At 51.9% G+C, this 23,459-nt stretch carries 21 protein-coding genes; 14 read left to right on the forward strand and 7 right to left on the reverse strand.

Translation table 11 applies throughout. The features are described 5' to 3' along the window. Positions 1-160 precede the first annotated feature (160 nt). Positions 161-2,497 carry a membrane-bound PQQ-dependent dehydrogenase, glucose/quinate/shikimate family gene (locus tag L4174_RS06590; protein ID WP_248139730.1) on the forward strand — a complete coding sequence of 779 codons (2,337 nt, stop codon included), beginning with the start codon at positions 161-163 and terminating at the stop codon, positions 2,495-2,497. A 6-nt stretch (positions 2,498-2,503) separates the two neighbouring features. Beyond that, on the forward strand, positions 2,504-2,971 hold the full coding sequence (locus L4174_RS06595) for a DUF1772 domain-containing protein (protein WP_248139732.1): 468 nt from the start codon (positions 2,504-2,506) through the stop codon (positions 2,969-2,971). A 55-nt stretch (positions 2,972-3,026) separates the two neighbouring features. Here L4174_RS06595 and L4174_RS06600 read toward each other — a convergent pair whose 3' ends face one another. After that, complete coding sequence (locus L4174_RS06600) at positions 3,027-3,836, reverse strand: hypothetical protein (protein ID WP_248139735.1); 810 nt, start codon at positions 3,834-3,836, stop codon at positions 3,027-3,029. 385 nt (positions 3,837-4,221) lie between these two features. Between L4174_RS06600 and L4174_RS06605 the strand changes: the two genes are divergently transcribed. The 5 genes from L4174_RS06605 (at position 4,222) to L4174_RS06625 (ending at position 9,853) form a co-directional block, all read left to right on the forward strand. Then, positions 4,222-5,322 carry a sensor domain-containing diguanylate cyclase gene (locus L4174_RS06605; RefSeq protein WP_248139737.1) on the forward strand — a complete coding sequence of 367 codons (1,101 nt, stop codon included), beginning with the start codon at positions 4,222-4,224 and terminating at the stop codon, positions 5,320-5,322. Between the two features lie 85 nt (positions 5,323-5,407). Continuing rightward, positions 5,408-6,349, forward strand: a complete 942-nt coding sequence (locus L4174_RS06610; RefSeq protein ID WP_248139738.1) for an alpha/beta hydrolase — start codon at positions 5,408-5,410, stop codon at positions 6,347-6,349. Positions 6,350-6,372: 23 nt separating this feature from the next. Continuing rightward, positions 6,373-6,807 (forward strand): DUF2214 family protein, encoded by a 435-nt coding sequence (locus L4174_RS06615; RefSeq protein WP_248139740.1) that lies wholly within the window; start codon positions 6,373-6,375, stop codon positions 6,805-6,807. A gap of 87 nt (positions 6,808-6,894) precedes the next feature. Beyond that, positions 6,895-8,328, forward strand: coding sequence for an NAD-dependent succinate-semialdehyde dehydrogenase (locus tag L4174_RS06620; RefSeq protein WP_248139742.1), 1,434 nt, complete (start codon positions 6,895-6,897; stop codon positions 8,326-8,328). 154 nt (positions 8,329-8,482) lie between these two features. Continuing rightward, positions 8,483-9,853, forward strand: a complete 1,371-nt coding sequence (locus L4174_RS06625; RefSeq protein WP_248139744.1) for a glutamine synthetase family protein — start codon at positions 8,483-8,485, stop codon at positions 9,851-9,853. Positions 9,854-9,917: 64 nt separating this feature from the next. Here L4174_RS06625 and L4174_RS06630 read toward each other — a convergent pair whose 3' ends face one another. Then, positions 9,918-11,120 (reverse strand): MFS transporter, encoded by a 1,203-nt coding sequence (locus L4174_RS06630; protein ID WP_248139745.1) that lies wholly within the window; start codon positions 11,118-11,120, stop codon positions 9,918-9,920. Between the two features lie 137 nt (positions 11,121-11,257). On the opposite strand from L4174_RS06630, the gene L4174_RS06635 reads away from it, so the two are divergent. Together L4174_RS06635 and L4174_RS06640 are read left to right on the forward strand one after the other, a co-directional pair. Next, the gene (locus L4174_RS06635; RefSeq protein ID WP_248139747.1) at positions 11,258-11,851 is read left to right on the forward strand and encodes a TetR/AcrR family transcriptional regulator; all 594 of its coding nucleotides are present in this window, start codon (positions 11,258-11,260) and stop codon (positions 11,849-11,851) included. A gap of 261 nt (positions 11,852-12,112) precedes the next feature. Beyond that, entirely contained in the window at positions 12,113-12,724 is a 612-nt protein-coding gene (locus L4174_RS06640) for a TetR/AcrR family transcriptional regulator (RefSeq protein WP_248139749.1), read from the forward strand. Positions 12,725-12,836: 112 nt separating this feature from the next. Here L4174_RS06640 and L4174_RS06645 read toward each other — a convergent pair whose 3' ends face one another. From L4174_RS06645 to uraH, 4 genes are all read right to left on the reverse strand, one after another. After that, on the reverse strand, positions 12,837-14,207 hold the full coding sequence (locus L4174_RS06645) for an 8-oxoguanine deaminase (RefSeq protein ID WP_248139751.1): 1,371 nt from the start codon (positions 14,205-14,207) through the stop codon (positions 12,837-12,839). Between the two features lie 108 nt (positions 14,208-14,315). Continuing rightward, on the reverse strand, positions 14,316-15,710 hold the full coding sequence (locus L4174_RS06650) for a nucleobase:cation symporter-2 family protein (RefSeq protein ID WP_248139753.1): 1,395 nt from the start codon (positions 15,708-15,710) through the stop codon (positions 14,316-14,318). Positions 15,711-15,861: 151 nt separating this feature from the next. Beyond that, positions 15,862-17,208 carry an NCS2 family permease gene (locus L4174_RS06655; protein WP_248139756.1) on the reverse strand — a complete coding sequence of 449 codons (1,347 nt, stop codon included), beginning with the start codon at positions 17,206-17,208 and terminating at the stop codon, positions 15,862-15,864. 276 nt (positions 17,209-17,484) lie between these two features. Next, complete coding sequence (uraH, locus tag L4174_RS06660; protein WP_248139758.1) at positions 17,485-17,838, reverse strand: hydroxyisourate hydrolase; 354 nt, start codon at positions 17,836-17,838, stop codon at positions 17,485-17,487. A gap of 394 nt (positions 17,839-18,232) precedes the next feature. On the opposite strand from uraH, the gene puuE reads away from it, so the two are divergent. The 5 genes from puuE (at position 18,233) to L4174_RS06685 (ending at position 22,978) form a co-directional block, all read left to right on the forward strand. Further along, positions 18,233-19,156, forward strand: a complete 924-nt coding sequence (gene puuE / locus L4174_RS06665; RefSeq protein WP_248139760.1) for an allantoinase PuuE — start codon at positions 18,233-18,235, stop codon at positions 19,154-19,156. 2 nt (positions 19,157-19,158) lie between these two features. Then, positions 19,159-19,674 carry a 2-oxo-4-hydroxy-4-carboxy-5-ureidoimidazoline decarboxylase gene (uraD, locus tag L4174_RS06670; RefSeq protein WP_248141611.1) on the forward strand — a complete coding sequence of 172 codons (516 nt, stop codon included), beginning with the start codon at positions 19,159-19,161 and terminating at the stop codon, positions 19,672-19,674. A gap of 20 nt (positions 19,675-19,694) precedes the next feature. Further along, positions 19,695-20,240, forward strand: a complete 546-nt coding sequence (locus L4174_RS06675; protein WP_248139762.1) for an ureidoglycolate lyase — start codon at positions 19,695-19,697, stop codon at positions 20,238-20,240. A gap of 46 nt (positions 20,241-20,286) precedes the next feature. Then, complete coding sequence (locus L4174_RS06680) at positions 20,287-21,540, forward strand: urate hydroxylase PuuD (RefSeq protein ID WP_248139764.1); 1,254 nt, start codon at positions 20,287-20,289, stop codon at positions 21,538-21,540. Between the two features lie 340 nt (positions 21,541-21,880). Then, positions 21,881-22,978, forward strand: coding sequence for a type I restriction endonuclease (locus L4174_RS06685; RefSeq protein ID WP_248139766.1), 1,098 nt, complete (start codon positions 21,881-21,883; stop codon positions 22,976-22,978). 46 nt (positions 22,979-23,024) lie between these two features. Here L4174_RS06685 and nsrR read toward each other — a convergent pair whose 3' ends face one another. Then, positions 23,025-23,456, reverse strand: a complete 432-nt coding sequence (nsrR, locus tag L4174_RS06690; RefSeq protein ID WP_248139768.1) for a nitric oxide-sensing transcriptional repressor NsrR — start codon at positions 23,454-23,456, stop codon at positions 23,025-23,027. Positions 23,457-23,459: the final 3 nt, after the last annotated feature.

Consider the following 23,459-nt stretch of genomic DNA (forward strand, 5'->3'; position numbering starts at 1 on the left):
GAATTTCAGTGCATCTTTGGGGATAGACTACGCTTTAAAAGGTTGTTGTCCTCTCAGAATCTGAGAGCAAAGCAGCCAGAGGGGCCGTTGTGCTGACGCCGCGGAGCGCTCAGTGCATCCGCCCCGTTTTTGCTGAATCACCCGAAGAAGGAATTGGCGCATGGGGCTCGTTGCAATCCTTTATTCACTGATAGGGCTTGTGCTGCTGGGAGGCGGATTATGGTTAATCTCGCTGGGCGGCAGCTGGTATTTTGCCCTCGCAGGTGTTGTTCTGCTGCTTGTGGCGGCAAAGATCAGAACGAAACGGGCAAATGCCCAGATACTGTATGGCCTCTTTTTGCTGGGCTCGCTCATCTGGGCGTTATGGGAGTCCGGGTACGACTGGTGGCCCCTTGCCAGCCGGTTGGGTCTGCTCCTGATTCTGGGGATCCCGTTGCTGTTTTCTTTCAGGCTGATGGGGCGCTCCCGGATCAGCCGGCTGACCGGATACTGGTGGCTGGTTGCACTGGTCACCCTGGGCAGTCTTTTCAATGATGCGCATCAGCTGGAAGGAAAGCTGAATACGGCGCCGCTGGTACAAAACCCGGCACTCGGGACTTCCCCTGAAGCGGACTGGTTCAGTTATGGCCGCAGTAACTTTGGTCAGCGTTATTCACCGCTGGACCAGATCACCCCGAAAAATGTGAACCGGCTGGAGCTGGCCTGGCAGTATGAGACCGGAGATACCAAGGGGAAAGGCGATATCGGCGAGTTCACCTATGAAGCCACACCATTGAAGATTGGCAATGCCTTGTATTTCTGTACGCCCCATAACTGGCTGGTGGCACTGGATGCAGATACCGGCGAAAGACGCTGGGTGTATAACGCTAAAGTCGGTACCGAGAGCCAGAGACAGCATCAGACTTGCCGGGGTGTTTCCTATCTGCCGCCGGCACAGGGAGAGCCGGCTATCATCACGGCGTCAGGCTCGAAAAAGGCAGAGACGCTGGCCAGTATGGATTGTGATGCGCAGCTGTTTCTGCCGACATCCGATGCCAAATTAATTGCGCTGGATCCGGCAACCGGCGCTCGCTGCAAAGGTTTTGCGGAAGATGGTGTGCTTGACCTCCTTCACAATATGCCGTTTCCGAAATCTGGCTATTACTACGCGACGTCTCCGCCGGTGGTTGCGAAAGGGGTTGTGGTGGTCGCAGGTGCAGTAAATGATAACTATGACATCAATTCACCGTCAGGGGTGATCCGGGCCTATGACGTTAAATCCGGAGCGCTGAAGTGGAACTGGGACGCGGCAAATCCGGCCGACACCAAACCGATCGCCAAAGACAAGCTGTATGCCACCAGTTCTCCGAACAGCTGGTCGATTGCCAGTGCTGATGAAAGCCTGGGGCTGATTTACCTTCCGATGGGGAACCGTACCCCGGATCAATTGGGGATGTACCGGACTCCGGATGAAGAAAAATACGCGACTTCTGTGGTTGCGCTGAACCTGGAGACAGGTAAGCCGGTGTGGGTTCAGCAGTTCGTCCATCATGATTTGTGGGACATGGATACACCGGCACAACCCAGCCTGGTGGATATTCAGACCAGTCAGGGATTGCTCCCGGGGTTGGTTGTCCCAACAAAGCAAGGGGATGTTTATGTGCTGAACCGGGCGACGGGCGAGCCAATCTATCCAATTACTGAAGTCCCTGCGCCCCAGGGAACCATTGCGGGTGACTTTGCCTCGCCGACACAGCCTGCATCAGCGCTGACGTTCAGTCCGCCGCCGCTGGAAGAAAAAGAGATGTGGGGGGCGACTGTACTCGATCAGCTGTATTGCCGGATTCAGTTCCGAAGCTTGCGCTATGAAGGCCGTTATACACCGCCGTCGGAACAGGGCACCATAGTTTTTCCCGGTAATTTTGGCGTATTCAACTGGGGGGGAATTGCCGTGGATCCGGAACGGCAGGTGATGTTCGGTATGCCATTGTATCTGGCATTTACTTCGACGCTCATTCCGAAAAGTACCGGGAACCTGGGAGAAGTGAATGTCGGGGAACATGGGGTGAATGCGAATGAAGGTGCGGAATATGCGGTTGAACTGAAGCCGTTCCTGTCGCCGTTGGGTGTCCCCTGCCAGCAACCGCCCTGGGGCTATGTCGCCGGTGCGGATTTAACTCAGGGGAAAGTGATTTATCAGCATAAGAACGGAACGATTCAGGATCTGACCCCTTTGCCGTTGCCTGTGAAAATGGGGGTACCGGGTATCGGCGGCCCGGTGATTACCAAAGGCGGGGTTGTCTTTATGGCGGCCGCGGTCGATAACTACCTGCGGGCATACGACCTCAGTGACGGAGAGGAACTCTGGAAAGCACGTCTTCCTGCCGGCGGACAGGCGACACCGATGACTTATCTGAATAGTCAGGGGGAACAAATGGTGCTGATTGTCGCTGGTGGCCATGGTTCGATTGGCACCAAGCTTGGCGATTTTGTTCTGGCATTTCAGCTGAAGGACTGAACACTGATGTCGGCAGAAGTGGGAATGACATTGGCTGAACTGTCGGGCGCCTTAGCAGCGTTCAGCGGCAGTCTGTTTTGTGGCGCGGCTTGCTATATCAGCCTTGTGGAACATCCGGCCCGAATGGAATGCGGTACGGCACTGGCTGCGACGGAATTTCCGTCCAGTTACCGGCGTGCGGCGAAGATGCAGGTCAGTCTTGCATTGTGTTCAACGCTGGCGGCCGTCACGGCCGCAGCAGCAGGAGCTTCATTGTTGTGGCTGTTGGGTGGTGCATTCATTTTTGCGGTCATTCCATTTACCTTTCTGATGATGATGCCCATCAACAGGCAACTCCGTTCTTCAGCGCTGAACAAAGACGCCGCGTCAACCTATGTCTTGCTGGACCATTGGGGAAAACTGCATGGCATGCGGGCAGCTATGAGTGTGCTGGCTTGTCTGGTGTATTTTGTGCTGCTGATATTACAGGCGTAAACCTGCCATGATGATTCAGGCTCCGGAAACCTCCGGAGCCATCTGCTTGAGGTTCTTAACCTGTGGTGACAATTTCCCAGTTCCCATTTTGAAGTCTGCAAGCCGTCCCCATGGCCTGCATGGTTTTATTTTGCATGGTTTCATTTTGCATGGTTTTGTTCTGCTTCGTTCTGTCCTGGGCGGGAGTGTTGTAGATGGTACGGGCTTGTCCGGTAGCGGCAGGTCCGGCCCCGTGACTTACCGTGACTTCCTGTACAAACTCCCGGCAATAACGACCGCTGGTGCTGGTGCCTTCCCGGGTCACCGTCACGGCGCCGGAAGCGTTGCCATCCTGCCACTGAACTGAGTTGCCAACAGATACGGTCGTGGCCTGAATCTGTGCCTGTTCGAGCCGTCTCTGCTGCGTTTCACTGAGCTGATCCAGCAGCGCAAAATGAATGGCAGTGAAGGCGAGCCATTTCGTGGCTTCCTGGTCGGTTCTGTACTGACCGTAGCCCGGGTACCAGTTGCCGTACGGGCGGGTGACCCGAATGTTGCTGACCACCCGGTAGCGATTGGCAGGAATCACAATCTGTTTCTGATTCTTACGGGCAAGATACGCATCCACATTCATTGTGCGACGGCTGTCCATGATTCCTGAGCGCAGTTCTTCCCGGTCAATACGGCCGGTCTTTTTCTCAACGGGGACCTGCGGATTGTAAATGGGCTGTTGTGTACTCAGAAGTGCCAGTTTGCTGCTGGACACAGGGAGAACGCTGTTCGCCTGGCTGTCTGCTGCAATGGTGAGCAGCAAAACAGGCCATAGGACGGCAGGCCTTAGTACGGATAGCGAGCCCGGGCGCCTGCAAAATAAGAGTTGAGACATGGTCGGGTACTCCATATCAAAAAGCGTTGAATCGATTTGTCCTTTTCAATCAATGTGCTCCATGCTGTCCTCAGTATAGGCAGCAGGCTGATTCGGCAGGGTCAATCCTGCGTTCTGGTCTGACATTCGAGACAAAGTTCAGTCCGTGAGTCAAAGGTAAAGCCGTCAAAAACGTGAAGCGCTCAGACGGGACGCCTGTTTTTTATATCCGGCCTCAGGAGCGTGATCGCTTTAGATATTCCGGGAAATCATAGGTTATTTCTTTTTGTGCAAGGGGTTACATAGGCTATCTTTTAAAATTGACAAGCGGGAGTTGCACTGAATTAAGTCAATTCCTTTTCAGGGCCGATGAGCCATTTGCGCTGGAATACAGACAAGGGAATGTATGCATACTGATTATTCTGAAAGTGAAAATGTCATTCGTCGCTTGCATGAAATCACTCAGGCATACGACAAAGGCTTCGATTATCAGATTGAAATGTTACTCAGGCTGGGTCTGGAGCGTTTTAACCTGGATATCGGCATCCTGGCAAGAATTGAAGGAGATACGTATTACATCGAAAACTGTGTCTGCCCTGATCATATGCCGCTCAAGCGGGGAGACACCTTTGAATTCGGAATGACTTACTGTGCGGTCACCTGCGAAGCGGAAGGGGTGGTTGCCATCGAGCATGTGGGTCAGAGCGACATTCTGGGCAGCCACCCGGCATATCGTCAGTTTGGTCTTGAATCCTACATCGCGATTCCAATTCATATGGGAAAAATGACCTGGGGAACACTGAATTTTTCCAGTCCCGGACCTTACCCGCGGCAGTTTCAGGACAAAGATATTGATGCGCTGCAGCTGATGGCAAGCTGGATAGAAGTCGAGCTGGTTCGTCTGAAGCAGGAAAAGCAGCTGCGGGAGCTCAATCTCAAGCTGAAAGAAATGGCTTCTGTGGATCCTCAGACGCAGCTCATGAACCGTGCAGTGTTTATGGATCTGGTTTCCCGCTCAATGAGTCAGTTAAGACGGTATCAGACCGAAACGGAATCGGCCATGTTACTGATCGATATCGATAATTTTCGTTCCCTGAATGACAGTTATGGTCACCAGCTTGGGGATCAGGTACTGGCCGCATTTGCCGAAGTACTGAGCCGCGGGCTGAGGAGTTATGATGCTGTGGCTCGGTATGGCGGCGATGAATTTATCATCTGGCTTGGCGAAACGGACCGGGAAGGGATCCGGGTGGTGTGCGATCGGCTGATGTCAGGGATGGCACAGTTAAAGCTGATCGACGAAAAAATCTCAATCAGTATCGGGGTTTGTCATCTGAAAACCCGTCCATTTGGTATGGGCGATATGGCAGAGTTTATTGAGCCGGAGCAAATTATCGATGTGATGATTTCGCAGGCGGATCAGGCGCTGTGTCGTGCCAAGGCAAACGGAAGAGCCAGGTATGAGTTTTATTCGGATGAACCGGTTTATCAGGACACACTCAGCTGACATGAGTTTCAGAAAGAAATTCAAAATAGGTTGAGAAAGGGACTCAGAATGAGTTTGAGTCAGGGAACAGGACGCAGAAGTGAAGATGGATTTGAATCAGACATTGCGGCTGTGGCTAAACACCTACCACCAGGCGTTGACACAGTTGACGGAATCGGGCTTTGTACCCTCTGCTGAGGCTGTCAGAGAAGGGTTGGCGACACTGACATCAACGTTTGTCACGCAAGCACCAGATGTTGCTGAAGTGCTGAATACAAGTGTTGATGGGGAGGCCGGGGATATTCCGGTCAGAATTTATCATCCGGCCCCTGAATCTGCGTTGCCGGTGATTCTTTTTCTGCATGGCGGCGGTCATATGGCCGGCAGTGTCGCCGTGTATGACCGGATATGCCGGAAACTGGCAGCCGTGACGCAGCATCTTGTGATTGCCGTGGATTACCGGCTGGCTCCCGAACATCCTTACCCTGCCGGACTGACTGATGCCCGGAAAGTGCTCACTCAGGTGTGGCGATTGCTGGATAAACATCATCAGCAATATTTCCCGATGTTGTCATTGGTCGGGGATTCCGCCGGAGGCGCTATGGCCGCGACGCTCAGCGCCGACTTTCAAAACAGCGATATTGTTGTCACGAATCAGGTGCTGATTTATCCCAGTCTGGATTACACCATGAGCCTGCCGTCTGTGGCTGAAAATGGTCAGGGACTGTTTTTGCAGCAGGAGAAAATGCACTGGTACTTTGACCATTATTTCCAGCATCAGGAAAACAGACAGGCGGCTTCTCCGTTATGGATGCGGGTAACCCCGGGCATGCCCCGGACACTGGTCATTACGGCGCAGTATTGCCCGTTGCGTGATGAAGGCATTGCTTATGTGCAAAAACTGTCATCCGCTGGTGTTGAGACGCAACACTTTCATTTAGATGACATGATTCACGCTTATCTTAATCTGGAAAATATGGTGCCTGAACAATGTGCTGCAACCTATCGTCAGATTGCAGCTTTCCTCAATAGCCGGGACGATCAGTAATTCAGGCGAATGAAGGACAGACTATGCTCGAAATTGTAATCCGCTATTGTCACTTTCTTGGCATTTTTGTGTTGTTTGCCGTGCTGGTGGCTGAGCACCTGCTGATCAAACGCCGGATGACAGCCGAAGAGATGCATCGGCTCGCCAGATTGGATGCGCTTTATGGCGTGTCTGCCGTGGTGGTGCTGCTGGCTGGTCTGGGACTGTGGTTTCTGGTAGGTAAGCCCGCATCGTTCTACAGTGCCAATCCGGTCTTTCATGCCAAGCTGACGTTGTTTGTGATTGTGGCTGGGCTGTCTGTTTTCCCGACCGTCTTTTTTCTGAAACACCGCCGGACCACCCGCGAAAGTGTGCCTGTGCCTCCCATCATTCTGATCGCGATTCGGCTGGAGATACTTCTGCTGCTGGTTATCCCGTTCCTTGCTGTGCTGATGGCGCGCGGGGTGGGGCTGGGATAACGGGGTGACCCGTTGTCCTCGTACGCTGCGACATTGCCGCTATCGTCTAAGCTGAAAAGCAATCACAGGCGATTTTCGGGGGCAATGATGGAATCGATCAAAAACAAACAGCTCATCACTGTGCTTTGTGAACCGGGTGAAGGCACTTTAGCGGTTCATAATCCGGCGACAGGGCAGTTACTGGGCCATATTCCCACGCAAAGTGAAGCTGAGATCCAACAGGCGATCGCAAAGAGTCACCTCGCACAACAGCAATGGCGACAGAAAACGGCGAAAGAACGGGCCGTTCTGCTGCATCGCTGGTTCACGCTGATCATGGATAACCAGGATGATCTGGCGACACTGATGACTCTGGAACAGGGGAAACCCCGCAAAGAAGCGGCAGGGGAGGTGGCTTATGGTGCGTCCTTCATCGAATGGTTCGCGGAAGAAGCCAAACGAACTTATGGAGAAACCGTTCCGTCTCCTTTTGCGGACCGGCGCATTCTCACGATTCGTCAGCCCGTCGGCGTGGCCTGTGTGATCACACCCTGGAATTTCCCCATCGCTATGCTGACCCGAAAAGCGGGTCCGGCATTGGCAGCCGGATGCACAGTGGTTGCCAAACCTGCCAGTCAGACCCCTCTGTGTGCCTACGCAGTGGCGGAGCTGGCTTATGAAGCGGGGATCCCTCGTGACGTCTTACAACTGGTGACGCATTCATCAGCACGGACGGTAGGGGATTTATTCTGTGCCAGCCCGTTGGTGCGCAAAATTTCATTCACGGGTTCGACTCAGGTGGGACGCCAACTGATGGCGCAATGCGCTGATTCGGTCAAACGTCTTTCACTCGAACTTGGTGGCAACGCGCCTTTCATAGTTTTTGATGATGCAGATATCGATAAAGCGGTTCAGGGGGCTGTTGCATCAAAATACCGCAATGCCGGACAAACCTGTGTCTGCGCCAACCGGCTCTTTGCACAGCGCGGTATTTATGAGGAATTTGTCACCAAGCTGGCAAAAGCGGTGCAAAAGTTGAACGTCGGAAACGGGCTGGATGACGACGTTGCAATTGGCCCCGTGATTGACGCCAGCGCCAAAGCCAAAATCAATCGTCTGATGCACGATGCAATCAGTCATGGCGCGAGATTGGTGACCGGCGGTGAGGACAGAAAAGGATTGTTTGTTTCCCCTGCGGTGCTGGCCGATGTTCGTCCGGAGATGGCGATTGCGCAGGAAGAGGTATTTGGACCGATTGCCCCCGTGATTGCTTTTGATGATGAAGCAGCCTTGCTCACTCAGGCCAATGACACGATTTTCGGGCTGGCGGCGTATTTTTACAGCCGTGACATCGGCCGGATCTGGCGTGTGGCCGAGGCATTGGAATATGGCATGGTGGGGATCAACGAAGGGATTATTTCCACTGAAGTGGCCCCTTTTGGCGGTGTGAAACAGTCAGGTTTTGGCCGCGAAGGAGGTCGTCAGGGGATTGAGGAGTATATGGATATTAAGTATCTCTGCATGGGCGGCTTGGATTCCTGAGCGCCCGATATACTTCTGATTTAGAGGGCTGCTGAAAATCACATCAATCTCAGTACGTTGCAAATTGACATCTAAGCTTAATAACAGCAGGGGATGAGTTTGGGGCGGTTCAAAGCCTTTGTTGCCCTCAGGATGGGCCCGGTGAGTGAGGTTGATGATGGAAGCACGAGCAGTAAAGACTGTGGCAGATGCCATGGCGATTGTCGAAGAGCGCGGTTTGAGTCACGTGAAAGTCGGACTGTTTGATATCGATGGCATCATGCGTGGCAAGTACATGTCCAAAGCCAAATTTTTCTCGTCCCTTGAAAGAGGGTTTTCATTCTGCGACGTAGTATTGGGCTGGGATGTTAAAGATCAGCTTTACGACAACACCCGTTTTACCGGATGGCATACGGGATACCCGGATGCCCCGGTCCGCATTTTGCCTCATACCTGCCGCGATGTGGTGGATGAAGCCGGCATGCTGTTATTTATTGCTGAGTTTGCCGACAAGGCAGAAGCCGTCTGCCCGCGAGGGGTGTTACGCAAGGTGCTGACCAAAGCCGATGCGCTTGGTTATGACGTGCAGGCTGCCCTGGAGTATGAGTTTTTTCTGTTTCGTGAAACGCCCCATTCGGCCCGGGAAAAAGGCTTCCGCAATTTACAAACCGTCACACCGGACTGGTTCGGGTACTCGATGATCCGCAATTCAGTTTACAGCGAGCTGTACCACGACATTCTGGGCATGGGACAGACCATGGATTTCCCCATCGAAGGTATTCATTCCGAAACCGGCCCCGGTGTGATTGAGGCGGCCATCGCTTTGGACCAGGCAGAAGCCGCGGCGGATAAGGCAGCACTGTTCAAAACCTATATGAAGGTACTGGCTCAGCGGCGGGATTTGCTGGCGACCTTTATGGCCAAATGGTCGATGGACTATCCCGGTCAGAGCGGGCACATGCATATTTCTCTTCATCATAAAGGCGGGAATTCTGCGTTTTACGACACCAAAGCCAGGCATGGAATGAGTAAAATTCAGCGCCAGTTTCTGGCCGGTCAGCAGCGGCTGATGCCGGAATTTCTCTGCATGATTGCGCCAACCATCAACAGTTATACCCGAATGGTGCCCGGCTTCTGGGCGCCGACCCATGCCACCTGGGGAATTGAGAACAGGACCACGGCTTTACGGGTGATTCCGGGATCGGAAAAGACACAACGGATCGAGTATCGTTTGGGCGCAGCAGATGCGAATCCCTATCTGGCCCTGGCAGCCGCGATTGGTTCCGGTCTGTGCGGCATTATCAATGAATGGGAACCGCTCGAAGCGGTCACGGGGAATGCTTACGACCAAGCTCAACCTGCTGAACTGGCATTACCCGCGACGCTTTGGGAAGCGGCGCAGCGATTCAAAGCTTCAGATGCCGCACGTACGCTGTTTGGGGATGCCTTTGTGGAGCACTTTGCTGCCAGCCGTGAGTGGGAAGAACGTGAGTTCAGAAAGCAGGTCACCGACTGGGAACTGAGCCGGTACTTTGAAATTATCTGAGCATGGACTGAACATAGACCGGGCATGAACAGACAGAGGCTCTCTGCCAGAGAGCCTCAGGAAATTATGCCGTAACGGACTGTGATTTGACTTCAGGGCGAAGGAAGCGGGAACACAACAGGGCAATCAGAAAGACGGCCAGTCCGGCACTGATGGTGACTGCAAATCCGGCATGAATGCCGTATGCATCGATCATCCAGCCAACCACGGCAGCGCCGGCAGCAATGCCAATTCCCAGTCCGGTAATCATCCAGGTAAATCCTTCTGTCAGCTGATTTTCAGGGACAATTCTCTCCACGAGCCCCATGGTGATGATCATGGTAGGCGCAAAGAAAACACCAGCAATAAAGACAGACATCGCCAGGGTGGTGGTGCCGGTCACCAGCATCAGCGGAAGGGTCGTCAGTGCAGTGGCCAGAGCGGCAAGCAGCAGTTGCTTCCTTAATTCGAGCTGGAGTTTCAGGGTGCCAAAGAGCAGACCGGAAAGGCACGAACCAGCAGCATAGGCTGACAGGACGTAGCTGGCGGCGACAGGTTCACCCTGTTGTTCGGCAAATGCGACACTGATGACGTCAACCGTACCGACAATGGTTCCCAGGGCCAGCAGTGTCAGCATCAGCATTTTCATGGGGAGCGGTTTCAGCGCGGAATCCCGACGGTCATCTGTCATGACCTGAACGGGCGGCTCTGTCTGGGTTTGTCGTACGAAGAGTGTCACTCCGATCCCCAACAATACTGCGGCAGTGAATGGTCCGGCTTCGGGAGCCACGGAAACGCACAGTCCGACGGCGAGAGGCGGGCCGATGATAAAACAGACTTCATCCATGACAGATTCAAATGAGTACGCCGTATGAAGTCTTTCGTCCCCTTTGTAAATTGCTGTCCAGCGTGCACGAATCATGGCAGGCATGCTGGGCATAAATCCCGCCAGTGCCGAAAACAGGAAATAGCTCCAGATTGGTCCCTCATACCGAATGCAGACAAGCAGCAGGATCATGGCGATCACACTCAGTCCTGCCGCATAGGGCAGTATTTTACGTTGTCCGTATCGGTCTACGGCCCGGGAGATCTGAGGCGCGACAATGGCCATTGTGAGCGTAAATGTGGCAGCAACCGCGCCCGCCAGCCAGTAAGAGCCGGAAAGTTGAGACAGCATCGTGATGATGCCAATCCCGGCCATAGAGGTCGGCATCCGGGCGATCAGCCCGGGCAATGTAAACGCCAGTGTGCCGGGCGTACTGAATAATGATTGATAGGGGTTCGCCATGAAGATCTCCATCGAAAGAAATTACGATTGCTGAAACGAATATGCCATCTCTGCATACGGGGCGTATGTGAATCTAATTGACATACATGATGTATGTCAATTATAAAATGCAATCAGTTTGATATTTGAGGTAAGCCATGGCACGGCAATCGAGAAATGAAATGATGGAACAAACCCGGCTCAGCCTGATTGAGGTGGCCCGGAAGCAGTTTGGCAGTGCGGGATTTGCCGATACGGTGATGGATGAACTGACAGGGGAAGCCGGACTGACACGGGGAGCGCTCTATCATCATTTTGGCAGCAAGAAAGGGCTGTTTCTGGCTGTCTATCAGCAGGTTGATCGGGATATGGATGAACGGCTGAGAGCCGTTGTATTGAGTGCACCGGATGACTGGTCGGCACTGACAGGTCGCTGTCAGGCTTATCTGAAAATGGCCACTGAACCGGACATTCAGCGGATCATCCTGCGTGATGCGACGTCTGTGCTCGACAGCGAAGTCATTCAGGCTGTCCAGCTGAACTGTGTGACTGCACTGGCGACTTTACTGAAAAAGCTGATGGAAGCACAAATGGTGTCGGAAACCTCACCGGTAATGCTTGCCCGGATGCTCAATGGCGCACTGACGGATGCAGCTTTATCGATCGCAAGAAGCAAAGATACGGCCAGTGCTCTGGCAGAGGCATCAGAGACACTGGATGTGCTGCTCACCGGCTTACGGGTTCACCCCTGATGCAGCAGGCTGGTAGTGGGTCATGATGTTTCCGTTGATTCCGTTGAGATGATGCTTTCGTTGAAAAACAATGCAAGGTAAATATTCAGTTTGAGGACAACCTCTCATTGTGACGCTGTCACTAATCGGTGTGGGAAATTCTGTCTTTTTCTGCATCTGAAACATGGATGAAATCAGGTAAATACCAAAGGCAGACTTTGATTCGCGGGTCAGTTCGACTAGTATGAGGCGGTGCATCGGTCGGAGGGACGAAACAAGGTTATGTCACGTATTCGAGAAAAAAATCAGGAAGTTATTATCAAGTTTGCCGGACGCCTGTTCGCTGAGCAGGGCTTTGCGGCAACCAAGGTTGCGGATATCGCCAAACTGGCTGAAGTACCGAAGCCCAATGTGTATTACTACTTCAAGACCAAAGAAAACTTATATCGCGCGGTCCTGGAAAGTGTGACCCAACCTTTACTGGAAGCCTCGAAGCCGATCGAGGACCTGGATGATCCGGCGCAGGCGCTGACATCTTACATTCATACCAAACTCCGGATTTCCCGTGACCATCCTTTTGCATCGAAAGTGTTTGCCAACGAAGTGATGTCGGGCGCGCCGTTTTTGCCTGAGGATATCCGTGATGAGCTGCTGGCGCAGTCCAGAATGATTATTGCCAAACTGGAACGCTGGATTGAAAAGGGTGTGATGGCCCGGGTTTCTCCACAGCACCTGATGTTCACCATCTGGGCTTCCACGCAGACCTATGCGGATTTCAGCTGGCAGATTTGTAATGTGCTTGAGAAGGAAGCGCTGGACGATCAGGATTTTGCAGACGCTGCAGCGTTTCTGACTCAGTTGGTGATTCAGGGCTGTCAGATCAAATCCGCCTGAGGAAGGTTGAGCTGATTCAATAAAAAAGCGCTTCCGCCCAACGAGGTAAGAGCGAAAGCGCTTGGGTTTTAATCCTGAACAGAATGTTGTGTTTCAGTTGCTCATTAATTCATTAATGATGTTGCTGGAATCGAGCCACCAGTCGTTTGGCTGCTGCCTGATGCCGGTTCAGCAGTGCAGGTAAATCGACGCCGATAACCATGCCGTCATGGACTCGCCATTGACCTGCAACCATGACTCTGTCGGCCTGATGTGCACCACATAAGACCAGCGCGGCCAGCGGGTCATGGGCACCCGAGAAACGGATCTCGTCCAGACGGAACATCGCAATATCCGCCTGCTTGCCGACAGCCAGAGTTCCGAAATCCTCCCGTCCCATTGCACGAGCCGAGCCCGAGGTTGCCCAGCGTAACGCATCAAAATGGGTGACATCGGCTGAACCGTAGCGCAGCCGCTGAATGTAAAGTCCCATCCGGATTTCGTTCACCAGATTCGAACCATCGTTTGATGCTGAACCGTCGACACCCAGACCGACTTTCACACCGGCTGCTTCCAGTTCTTTGTTCCGGCAAATCCCGGAGGCCAGCATCATGTTTGACGACGGGCAATGGCAGATCCCGACTTTGGCCTGACCCAGACGACGGATTTCTTCTTCATTGAAATGAATACCGTGCGCCAGCCAGGTCCGTTGATTCAGCCAGCCGGTCTCTTCGAGATAATCGACCGGGCGAAGGCCAAAACGCTCCAGACAGAAGTTTTCTTCATCAATGGTTTCACACAGATGGGTGTGCACCATGACATTTTCCTGTTCAGCCAGCCGGGCCGTTTCCTTCATCAGATCTGTGGTGACAGAGAACGGCGAACACGGGGCCAGCGCAATCTGCGTCATGGCACCGTCACCACGCTGGTGGTACTGACGAATCAGACGCAGACTGTCGTCCAGAATGGTCTCTTCGGTCTGAATGGTATGACGTGGCGGCAGGCCGCCCTCATCTTCGCCCAGGCTCATGGAACCCCGGGTGAAAATCGAGCGGATACCCAGTTTCCGTGCTGTTTCGACCTGAATATCAATGGCGTGTTCGAGTCCGTGCGGGATCAGATAGTGATGATCGGATGCAGTGGTGCAGCCGGACATCATGAGCTCAACCAGTGCCAGCTCTGTGGCAACCTGCATCATTTCTTCATCTAATCCTGCCCAGACCGGATACAGGGTTTTGAGCCAGTGGAACAGCTCTTTGTTCAGTGCATCCGGATAGGCCCGGGTCAGGGTCTGGTAGAAATGATGGTGCGCATTGACCAGACCCGGTGTGATCACATGCTCGCTGGCATCAATGACCTGATCCGGAGTCTGGCTGGGTTGTGCACCGAGGGGAACCAGCTCAATGACCTGACTGCCCCGAATGACCACGCCACCGCGGGCATCCGTTTCAGTCTCTGAGCCTGTGTAAATGGCTAAAGGGTTTTTCAGCCAAATGGTTTCCATTTTGATTTCCTTAGCCTTCTCTGCCGTTTCCGAGGAGAAGGTCTGATGGGGTGGACCTGGTGTCAGCCAGGTCCGGGGTTGATGAAAGTATTGGGATTTACTCTCTGTTCAGGATTGTTTGACGGTTTCTATGGCCTGCTTCTTTTCAGCGGACTCTGCATGCTGAATATGTGAATCGGCCAGGGCGTCTTCTTCTGTCTCTTCCTCGATTTTATCGCTCAGTGCAGATTCAGGCAGGATTTGGTTCAGCAGTACGGTAATGATGGTGCCTGTGGTGATACCGGAGTGGAACAGGCTCTGCAAATCATGCGGAAGATGCTGGATCAGACGAGGCTCAATGGTGACAGCAAGGCCAGATGCCAGACCGACACAAATCACCAGGGCATTGCGTTTGGTATCTGCAGCTTTGATCAGCATACGGATACCGGCATAGGCAATCATGCCGAACATGATGAAGCCAACACCGCCCAGGACAGGTTTAGGAATGGTCACCGCCACAGCAGCCAGTTTCGGGAACAGACCGCCGAGAATCAGTAAAGCGCCTGTCGCTGCGACAACATAACGACTGGCAACCCCTGTGATGCCGACAATACCGACGTTCTGGCTGAAAGATGCCAGTGGCATGGCCGTCAGGAATGACGCCAGTGTACTGCCCAGACCATCGCCCAGCAGGCCGCGTTTCAGGTCGGTACCCGACAGTTTGACTTTACAGTTGTTCGCCAGTGCCATGAAGTCGCCGGTCGCTTCTGCAATCACCACGATATAAACCAGACTCATACTGACAATCGCAGACAGGCTGAAGCTCATGCCGTATTCCATGATAGCCGGGCGGCCAATCCACTCTGCGCGCGCAATCTGGTTCAGATCAACCATGCCCATTGATAGTGCAACCAGATAACCGCCTGCCAGACCGATGACAATGGCAGAAGCAGCGACGGCGCCACGGCAATAAATGGAGACAACAATAACGATGGCTAATGAAATGAAGGCCAGAAACAGTTTTGGCATGGTGGCGAACTGTTCGCTGGAGGTTGGGGCATCACCGACCCAGTTCATGGCAACCGGCAGAATGGTCAGGCCAATCAGGGTCACGACGACGCCACTGACCACATTCGGGAACAGCTTGCGAATTTTATCCATGAAGAAGCTGGCGGCGACGACGACGAATGAGCCAACCAGTGCGGCACCCATGATCGCGCCCACGCCGCCGTTATTCCCGATGTTGATGGCGACGCCCAGGAAACCGAAGCTGGAGCCCATCACGACAGGGAGACGGATGCCGACCGGGCCGACCCCGAGACATTGCACAATGGTCACAACGCCGGATGCCAGCAAGGCTGCGTTGATCAGGGTAACGATTTCATCAATGGGCAGGCCGATGGAACTGCCGACAATCAGGGGAACAGCAACAATCCCGCCGATGGAGGCAAGCATGTGCTGAATCGCGAGGAGCAGGGTAATGCTGTGTGGTGGTCTCTGGTTGAGCGTATAGAGAAGTTTCATCGTTATTTCTCCACAATTCATCCGATGAATTGGCTGCGTAGGGTTAATGTCGTGTTTACGTCTTTTGGTTTTTAAAGGGTGCAGGGACCTGCTCCTGTAGCGTTACAGAAGTGGTGTGCACCAAAATCATTGTTTATTTATGTTTTTAGAATCAGAGATACACCAGCTTGGCCACAAAGATTGCAGTCAGGATGTACATGCTGATGGAGACATCTTTGGTTCTGCCGGTCGCAACTTTCAGCACAGTGAAAGTGATAAAGCCCAGCGCGATACCATTTGCGATAGAAAATGTCAGCGGCATCATCAGTGCGGTGATTGCTGCGGGTGCTGCATCGGTGAAGTCATTCCATTTCACATGCTGCATACTTCCCATCATGACAAAGGCCACGTAAATCAGCGCACCGGCGGTGGCATAAGAAGGGATCATACCCGCCAGAGGTGAGAAGAAAATTGCGGCAACAAACAGCAGTCCGATCACTATAGCGGACAGGCCCGTTCGGCCGCCAGCAGCAACACCTGCGGCACTCTCGACGTAACTGGTGACCGGCGGACAACCGACACAGGCACCGGCCACACTGGCGATACTGTCAGCTTTCAGCGCCTTGCTCAGACCTTCGATTCTGCCGGTTTCCTTGTTTCTCAGATGAGCGCGTTCAGCCACACCCATCAGGGTTCCCGCAGTATCAAACATGTTGACAAACAGGAAGGCCAGGATCACGCTGATCATTGAAATGTTCAGGGCACCGGTGATGTCCATTGCAAACAGGGTTGGTGCAAGACTTGGCGGCATAGCAATCACACCGTTGTACTGAACCAGTCCCAGCATGAAACCAACCAGAGTGACACTGAACATCCCGATGAGCACGGCACCAAAGATATTGCGTTCACTCAGAACCGCGATAATCAGAAAGCAGATCGCAGCCAGTAATGCCTGTGGCTGGGTAAAGTCTCCCAGGCTGACCAGTGTGGCCGGATTGTCGACGATTATCCCTGCGGTTTTCAGACCAATCAGGCCCAGAAACAGACCGACACCGGCCGTCATGGCGAAACGAAGGCTTTCGGGAATACTGTCGATGATCCATTCGCGGACTTTATAGAAACTCATCGCGACGAAGAGTACACCGGAAATAAACACGGCCCCCAGGGCGACCTGCCAGCTGTAGCCCATTTCTCCCACCACGGTGAAAGAGAAAAAAGCGTTCAGACCCATACCCGGTGCCAGACCAACAGGCCAGTTGGCGAACAGGCCCATCAGCAGTGTACCGATGGCAGCACCAATACAGGTGGCGACGAAGACAGCTTCAGCATCCATGCCTGAGGCCGACATGATTTGTGGGTTAACGAAAATGATGTAAGCCATGGTGGCAAAGGTTGTAATCCCACCGACGATCTCATTTCTCACGCTGGTGCCGTGAGCGCTGAGTTTAAACAGACGCTCTAACAATGAAGCTGAACCGGCTTCAGAACGGCTGAGCGTTTCTGTTTTCGAATTGTTCATGACGACGCTTCCTTTTTGTGCCTGGACGTCTGTGTGCTGGCTATTATTGGTGTATCCAACTTCGCAGACGAATCAGGGCTTTCCCTCTATCTCCAGGCCGTCACTTGCTGAAATCCTTCCGGCCTGCTCGCTGCCGGAGACTGCATGGTTTCTGAAGTGATTAATACTTAGCCTGCACTTTTGTATACAATCTTCAAACTCTCTTGCGTCACTCCCGAACCTGCATCTGACCTCAGGCCCGAGAGTAATTGGTTGCTACTTTTGCACGGTTTTGGATCAGCTGCCCCGGTATGTGGAGAAGCTGTAAGGGGATACCAGTAACGGGACGTGATAGTGGCTGCTGGTATCGGCAATCCCGAAACGGATCACGACATCATCCAGGAAAGGGACCGAAGCCAGTTCAATACCTTGCTGTCTGAAGTAGTGTGCCGTCTCGAAAATCAGCTGATATTTGCCGGCGGTGAAGTCTTCGCCTTCCAGCAAAGGCTGATCGGTTCGACCATCCGAGTTGGTATGCGTGGTTTTTACCAAAACAAAATCTGTGCCTTCCTGACGGAACAGAGACACTTTGATTTCTGCTCCGGGTAAGCCTGAGGCTGTATCAAGCACGTGAGTAGTCAGTTTTCCCATGGATAACCTCGCGCGTTGCGCTCCTTTAGTTGTACGAATATGGATGCTTTGTTGCATAGCATATTCTATGCCTTTCTGTGTGATCCGATATCAGTTCGCTACATTGTATTTAACTATGTACACAACTTTATCGATTAGTAAAGGGCTGTGTAACTGAAATGTTAACCCGGATGATAGGCGCGCTAAGCCCTTGTTGGCTATGGGAACTCGATAAGATATTGATATTTAAGAAACCAATGATTGGATCACAACTGCTTAACTTTTTTTGATTGTTCACAAAAAATGTTAGGTACATTTTATTTACAAAAAATCTGGATATTGTATACAATCGCTGTTATAAATTGATTATCAGATGGTCATAGCGTTGACCAATTAGGATCAAAAGGAGTCATGTGTGAGTAATGAGTATCCACGCAATCTGATCGGCTATGGTGCAGTACCGCCGCACCCTCGTTGGCCAAATGACGCTCGCGTCGCTGTCTCTTTTGTTCTCAACTATGAAGAAGGTGGAGAACGTTGCATTCTTCATGGCGATAGTGAGTCGGAAGCATTTTTATCTGAAATCCCAGCGGCGCAGCCTTTTCTGGGTCAACGTCATATCAGCATGGAATCCATTTATGAATACGGCAGCCGTGCAGGTGTCTGGCGTATCCTGCGTCTGTTTAAGCAATACGATATCCCGCTGACCATTTTTGGTGTCGCGATGGCACTGGAGCGTCACCCGGATGTGGCGAAAGCTTTTGTTGAGGCAGGCCATGAAATCTGCAGTCACGGATACCGCTGGATTGACTATCAGAACGTGGATGAGTCTGAAGAACGTGATCATATGATGAAAGCCATCGAGATCATCCAAAACCTGACAGGCGAGCGTCCGTATGGCTGGTACACAGGCCGTACCGGTCCGAATACGCGTCGTCTGGTCGCGGAAGAAGGCGGATTCCTGTATGACTCGGACGCCTACGATGATGATCTGCCTTACTGGCATGAAGAAGGCCCGAAACCTCAGCTGGTTATTCCTTACACGCTGGATGTCAATGACATGCGCTTTGCGACCGTGCAGGGCTTCAATGCCGGTGATCAGTTCTTCAACTATTTAAAAGATACCTTTGACACCCTGTATGAAGAGGGCGCGGCTGCACCCAAGATGATGTCTGTGGGTCTGCATTGCCGGTTGATTGGCCGTCCGGGACGGATCGCAGCGTTGCGCCGTTTTCTGGAATATGTGAACCAGCATGACAAAGTCTGGCTGTGCCGCCGCGTTGATATTGCCAAGCACTGGCACGAGCATCACCCGCACCCAAGTATGAAGGAGTTTTAATGATGGCACGTTTTACGTCTTGCCAACCGAGCCAAATGACCAGGGATGAGTTTGTCGCTCAATTTGCTGATGTTTATGAGCACAGCCCATGGGTGGCGGAAAAAGTTTATGACAATGGCATCAGCGAGGCAGATGATGAAATCGCCACGCTCCATGCCCGGATGGCTGATACTTTGTTATCGGCCAGTCATGCAGAACAACTGGCACTGATCAACACGCACCCGGATTTAGCCGGACGTGCTGCGGTGAATGGCGAGCTGACGGCGGCATCAACCGCGGAACAGGCAGGCGCAGGGATAGATCAGTGTTCACCTGAAGAATTCGAAAAATTCAATCGTTACAACGACAGCTACAAAGCACGATTTCAATTTCCCTTCATCATGGCAGTGAAAGGGGCCAATCGTTATCAAATCCTTGAATCCTTTGAGGAGCGATTAGGTCATGATATTGAGGCTGAGTTCAATAAGGCGCTCGAAGAGATCAATAAGATCGCTTTGTTCCGTCTGCAGACCATGTAACCAGGACAGGAATAAAAAGGATGAGTACACCAGTAAGAACACTGACGATTGAGCCGCTAACGCGCGAAGCATTTGCCCCTTTCGGAGATGTAATTGATAAAGAAGTCAGCGACTACTTTATGATCAACAATGGTTCGACCCGACGGTACCATGCCATGGCGAATGTGGATGTCGCGACTGAAGGCGGTTCAGCAATCATCAGTATCTTTGAAGCCCAGCCTCTGAGCTATCCGCTGCGGATCGCCATGATGGAGCGGCACCCGCTGGGTTCTCAGGCTTTCATTCCTTTACTGGGTCATCCGTACCTGATCGTGGTGGCCCCGAAAGGGGATACACCAGACCCCGCTCAGCTTAAGGCGTTTTACAGTAATGGACGTCAGGGCGTGAATTATGGAAAAGGGGTCTGGCACCACCCGGTGCTGGCGCTGCACGAAAACGACCAGTTTCTGGTGGTTGACCGTGCCGGACCCGGCAATAACTGCGATGAAGTGCACTTCTCTGACGATGTCCGAATCGAATTATCACTGAGCAGTTTGGAGCAGGAAGCATCAACCGTCGTACTTTGATAAGCCAGAGGCAATCAAAGAACGCATAACATAACAGGAGTTCGTTATGGATCCACATATGACGGAATGGCTGAATCTGGTAATTCGCTGGGTTCACATGATTGTAGGTATCGCATGGATTGGTGCCTCATTCTACTTTATCTGGCTGGAAAACAACCTGAACCGGGTGAACCCGAAAACCGGCTTATCCGGTGATCTCTGGGCCATTCATGGCGGCGGGATTTACCACCTGGAAAAATACAAACTGGCGCCACCCAGCATGCCGGAAAATCTGCACTGGTTTAAGTGGGAAGCTTATTTCACCTGGATCACCGGTATTTTGCTGCTGTGTGTCGTGTATTACCTCAATGCCGATATCTATCTGGTCGCACCGGGTTCCGGTCTGGGCTCAACGGCTTCCGTTGCGCTGGGCGTGGGCGCACTGGCTGCAGGCTGGATCATCTATAACCTGCTGTGTGATTCACCGCTGGGTAAAACACCGGTCCTGCTGGCAATCCTTCTGTTCTTTGGACTGGTTGGGGCTGCGTATGGTCTGAGCCAGGTCTTCAGTGGCCGGGGTGCTTATATTCACGTTGGCGCCATCATCGGGACCATCATGGTCGGGAACGTATTCTTCGTCATCATGCCGGCTCAGCGCGGTCTGGTGAAAGCTATTGAAGAAAACCGCGAACCTGATCCGGTGCTGCCTGCGAAAGGTTTGCTGCGCTCGCGTCACAACAACTACCTGACGCTGCCTGTATTGTTCATCATGATCAGTAACCATTTCCCGAGCACCTATGGCTCTGAATATAACTGGTTGATTCTGGCAGGTCTGGCGGTATTCAGTATTCTGGTTCGCCATTACTTCAACACCCGTCATGGTGGTCAGAAGTTTGCCTGGACATTGCCGCTGGCGGCACTGGGCATGGTTGCACTGGCATTTGTGACATCTCCATACGCCAGCAGAATGGGTGAGACATCTGCTCCTGCGGCGCACGTTGAGTCTACAGCGGTGCAGGGTGAAGCGGGTCAAACCGCAGCAGCACAACCACAAAACAGTGGTGTGTCTTTTGCCCAGGTGAACAATGTGATTCAGGAGCGCTGTGCAGTCTGCCATTCTGCGCACCCGACTCATGCAGCGTTTAAAACCGCGCCTGCAGGTGTGATTCTGGATACACCGGAAGAAATTAAAGTCAATGCACCACGTATTGTTGCTCAGGCGGTTCAGACGAAAGTCATGCCGCTGGGTAACCTGACTCAGATGACTGATGACGAACGTAAGCTTATCGGTGCCTGGGTCAAACAGGGCGCGCAACTCTAGCGCCCTGTGGGGTGAAAATCCCTGCGTTATAGTCCGTTAGGCCTGAAATATCCGGTGCTGCTGTCGACCAATCTGCAGTGCCGGGTAAGTAAGGTAATAATCTCCTTTACATATCAATCCATAATATGTGACCAGCCCCATACGTCTTGTATCGGGGCTTTTTTTTGTTTCTGATAAATGTCTGAGAAAGATGGTTATTTTTAATTGACTGACGGATAAGCAAGAGGCATTGATTTACGGGAATTTTTTGATAACAGGATCACTATTCGAACCTCTTTTCTATGTGTATTGGGATGAGTGCACCTATGTTTCGAACGAAGCATTAAAAAAGGAGTTGGTCATGGATTTTATCGAAAGATTGCAGACGCTAGCGAAAAAGGTTGAGCAGTTTGCCGGGACACTTGCAACAGAAGAGGCGACGAAAACAGCGCTGGTCATGCCTTTTTTACATTCAGTTTTAGGCTACGATGTTTTTAATCCGCAAGAAGTGATTCCCGAATTTACGGCAGATACGGCAACGAAAAAAGGCGAGAAAGTTGATTATGCACTGATGAAAGATGGTGAGGTGCAGATATTGATTGAGTGTAAAAAGTTCGGTGATGAATTATCGACGAAACATGCGGGGCAGCTTTTTCGTTATTTTTCAGTGACAAATGCCAGAATTGCCATTTTAACCAATGGTGTGAAATATCAGTTTTTTACTGATTTGGATGCACCCAACAAGATGGATGAAAAGCCTTTCCTGACTTTAGATCTTGAAAATCTGGATGAGCATTTAGTGCCAGAGGTTAAGAAGCTCACGAAAACTTCTTTTGACGTTGATTCTGTGGTGGATGCCGCAGGGGAACTGAAATATACAAGTCAGATTAAGAAAGTTTTGGGTGATCAGTTTAACCATCCAGAGGAAGATTTCGTTAAATTCTTCACTTCTAAAGTTTATGACGGGGTTCAGACACCGAAAGTAAAAGCCCAGTTTATGGAATTAACGCAAAAAGCGTTGAAGCAGTTTTTAAATGACAGCATTAATGCGCGTTTACAATCTGCGATGGGTTCTGAATCAAAATTGTCTCAGATTGAATCAGTTTCTTTATTAAATGATGATGAAGCTGAAAAAGAAGGAGATTCAAAAATTATCACGACAGAAGAAGAAATTGAAGGATTCAATGTCGTGAAAGCGATTCTTCGCCAAAAACTGGATGTCTCCCGTATACACTCGCGTGATACACAAAGTTATTTTGGCGTGCTTCTTGATGACAATAATCGTAAGCCACTCTGTCGGTTACACTTTAATGCAAAGCAGAAGTATTTGGGTGTGATTGGCGAGGATAAGAAAGAGACTCGCTATCCGATAGATTGTGTCGATGATCTCTTCAACCATACGGAACTTCTGCTTTCAGTTGCCGAACGTTACATGCAACCCGAACCATCCGCCTCATAGCGCAGTGTCCATTAACATGCCCCATCTGTTTTGAAAATGGGGCAGTTTAATCCTGTGGTCTCATCAGCAATATCAGCAGTTCATTGTTTTCTGTCAGCATATCCGCAATCGTGCATTTGTCGAGCTGTGCCAGAAAGGCCTCTTTTGCTTTGACCAGATAGTTTTTCAGACGGCAGGCCGGGGTAATGTGACAAAACTCCGGCGCGCAGTTTACCACCTGCAGCGGTTCCAGGTCCCGTACCACTTGTCCAATCACAATCTGATCCGCCGGTTTCGCCAGACAGATCCCGCCATTTTTGCCGCGGACGGTTTTCACATAACCGAGCTGGCCCAGTTTATTGATGATTTTCACCATATGATTTTTCGACACGGCAAAAGTTTCACTGACATGGTTGATGCTAGTGAGTTCCCCGTCTGGCAAGGCGCCAAGCAGGATCAAGGCACGGAGGCCGTAGTCAGTAAAGTTAGTCAGTTGCACGGA

It is taken from the genome of Photobacterium sp. CCB-ST2H9, assembly GCF_023151555.2.
In the GTDB taxonomy this organism is placed as follows: domain Bacteria; phylum Pseudomonadota; class Gammaproteobacteria; order Enterobacterales; family Vibrionaceae; genus Photobacterium.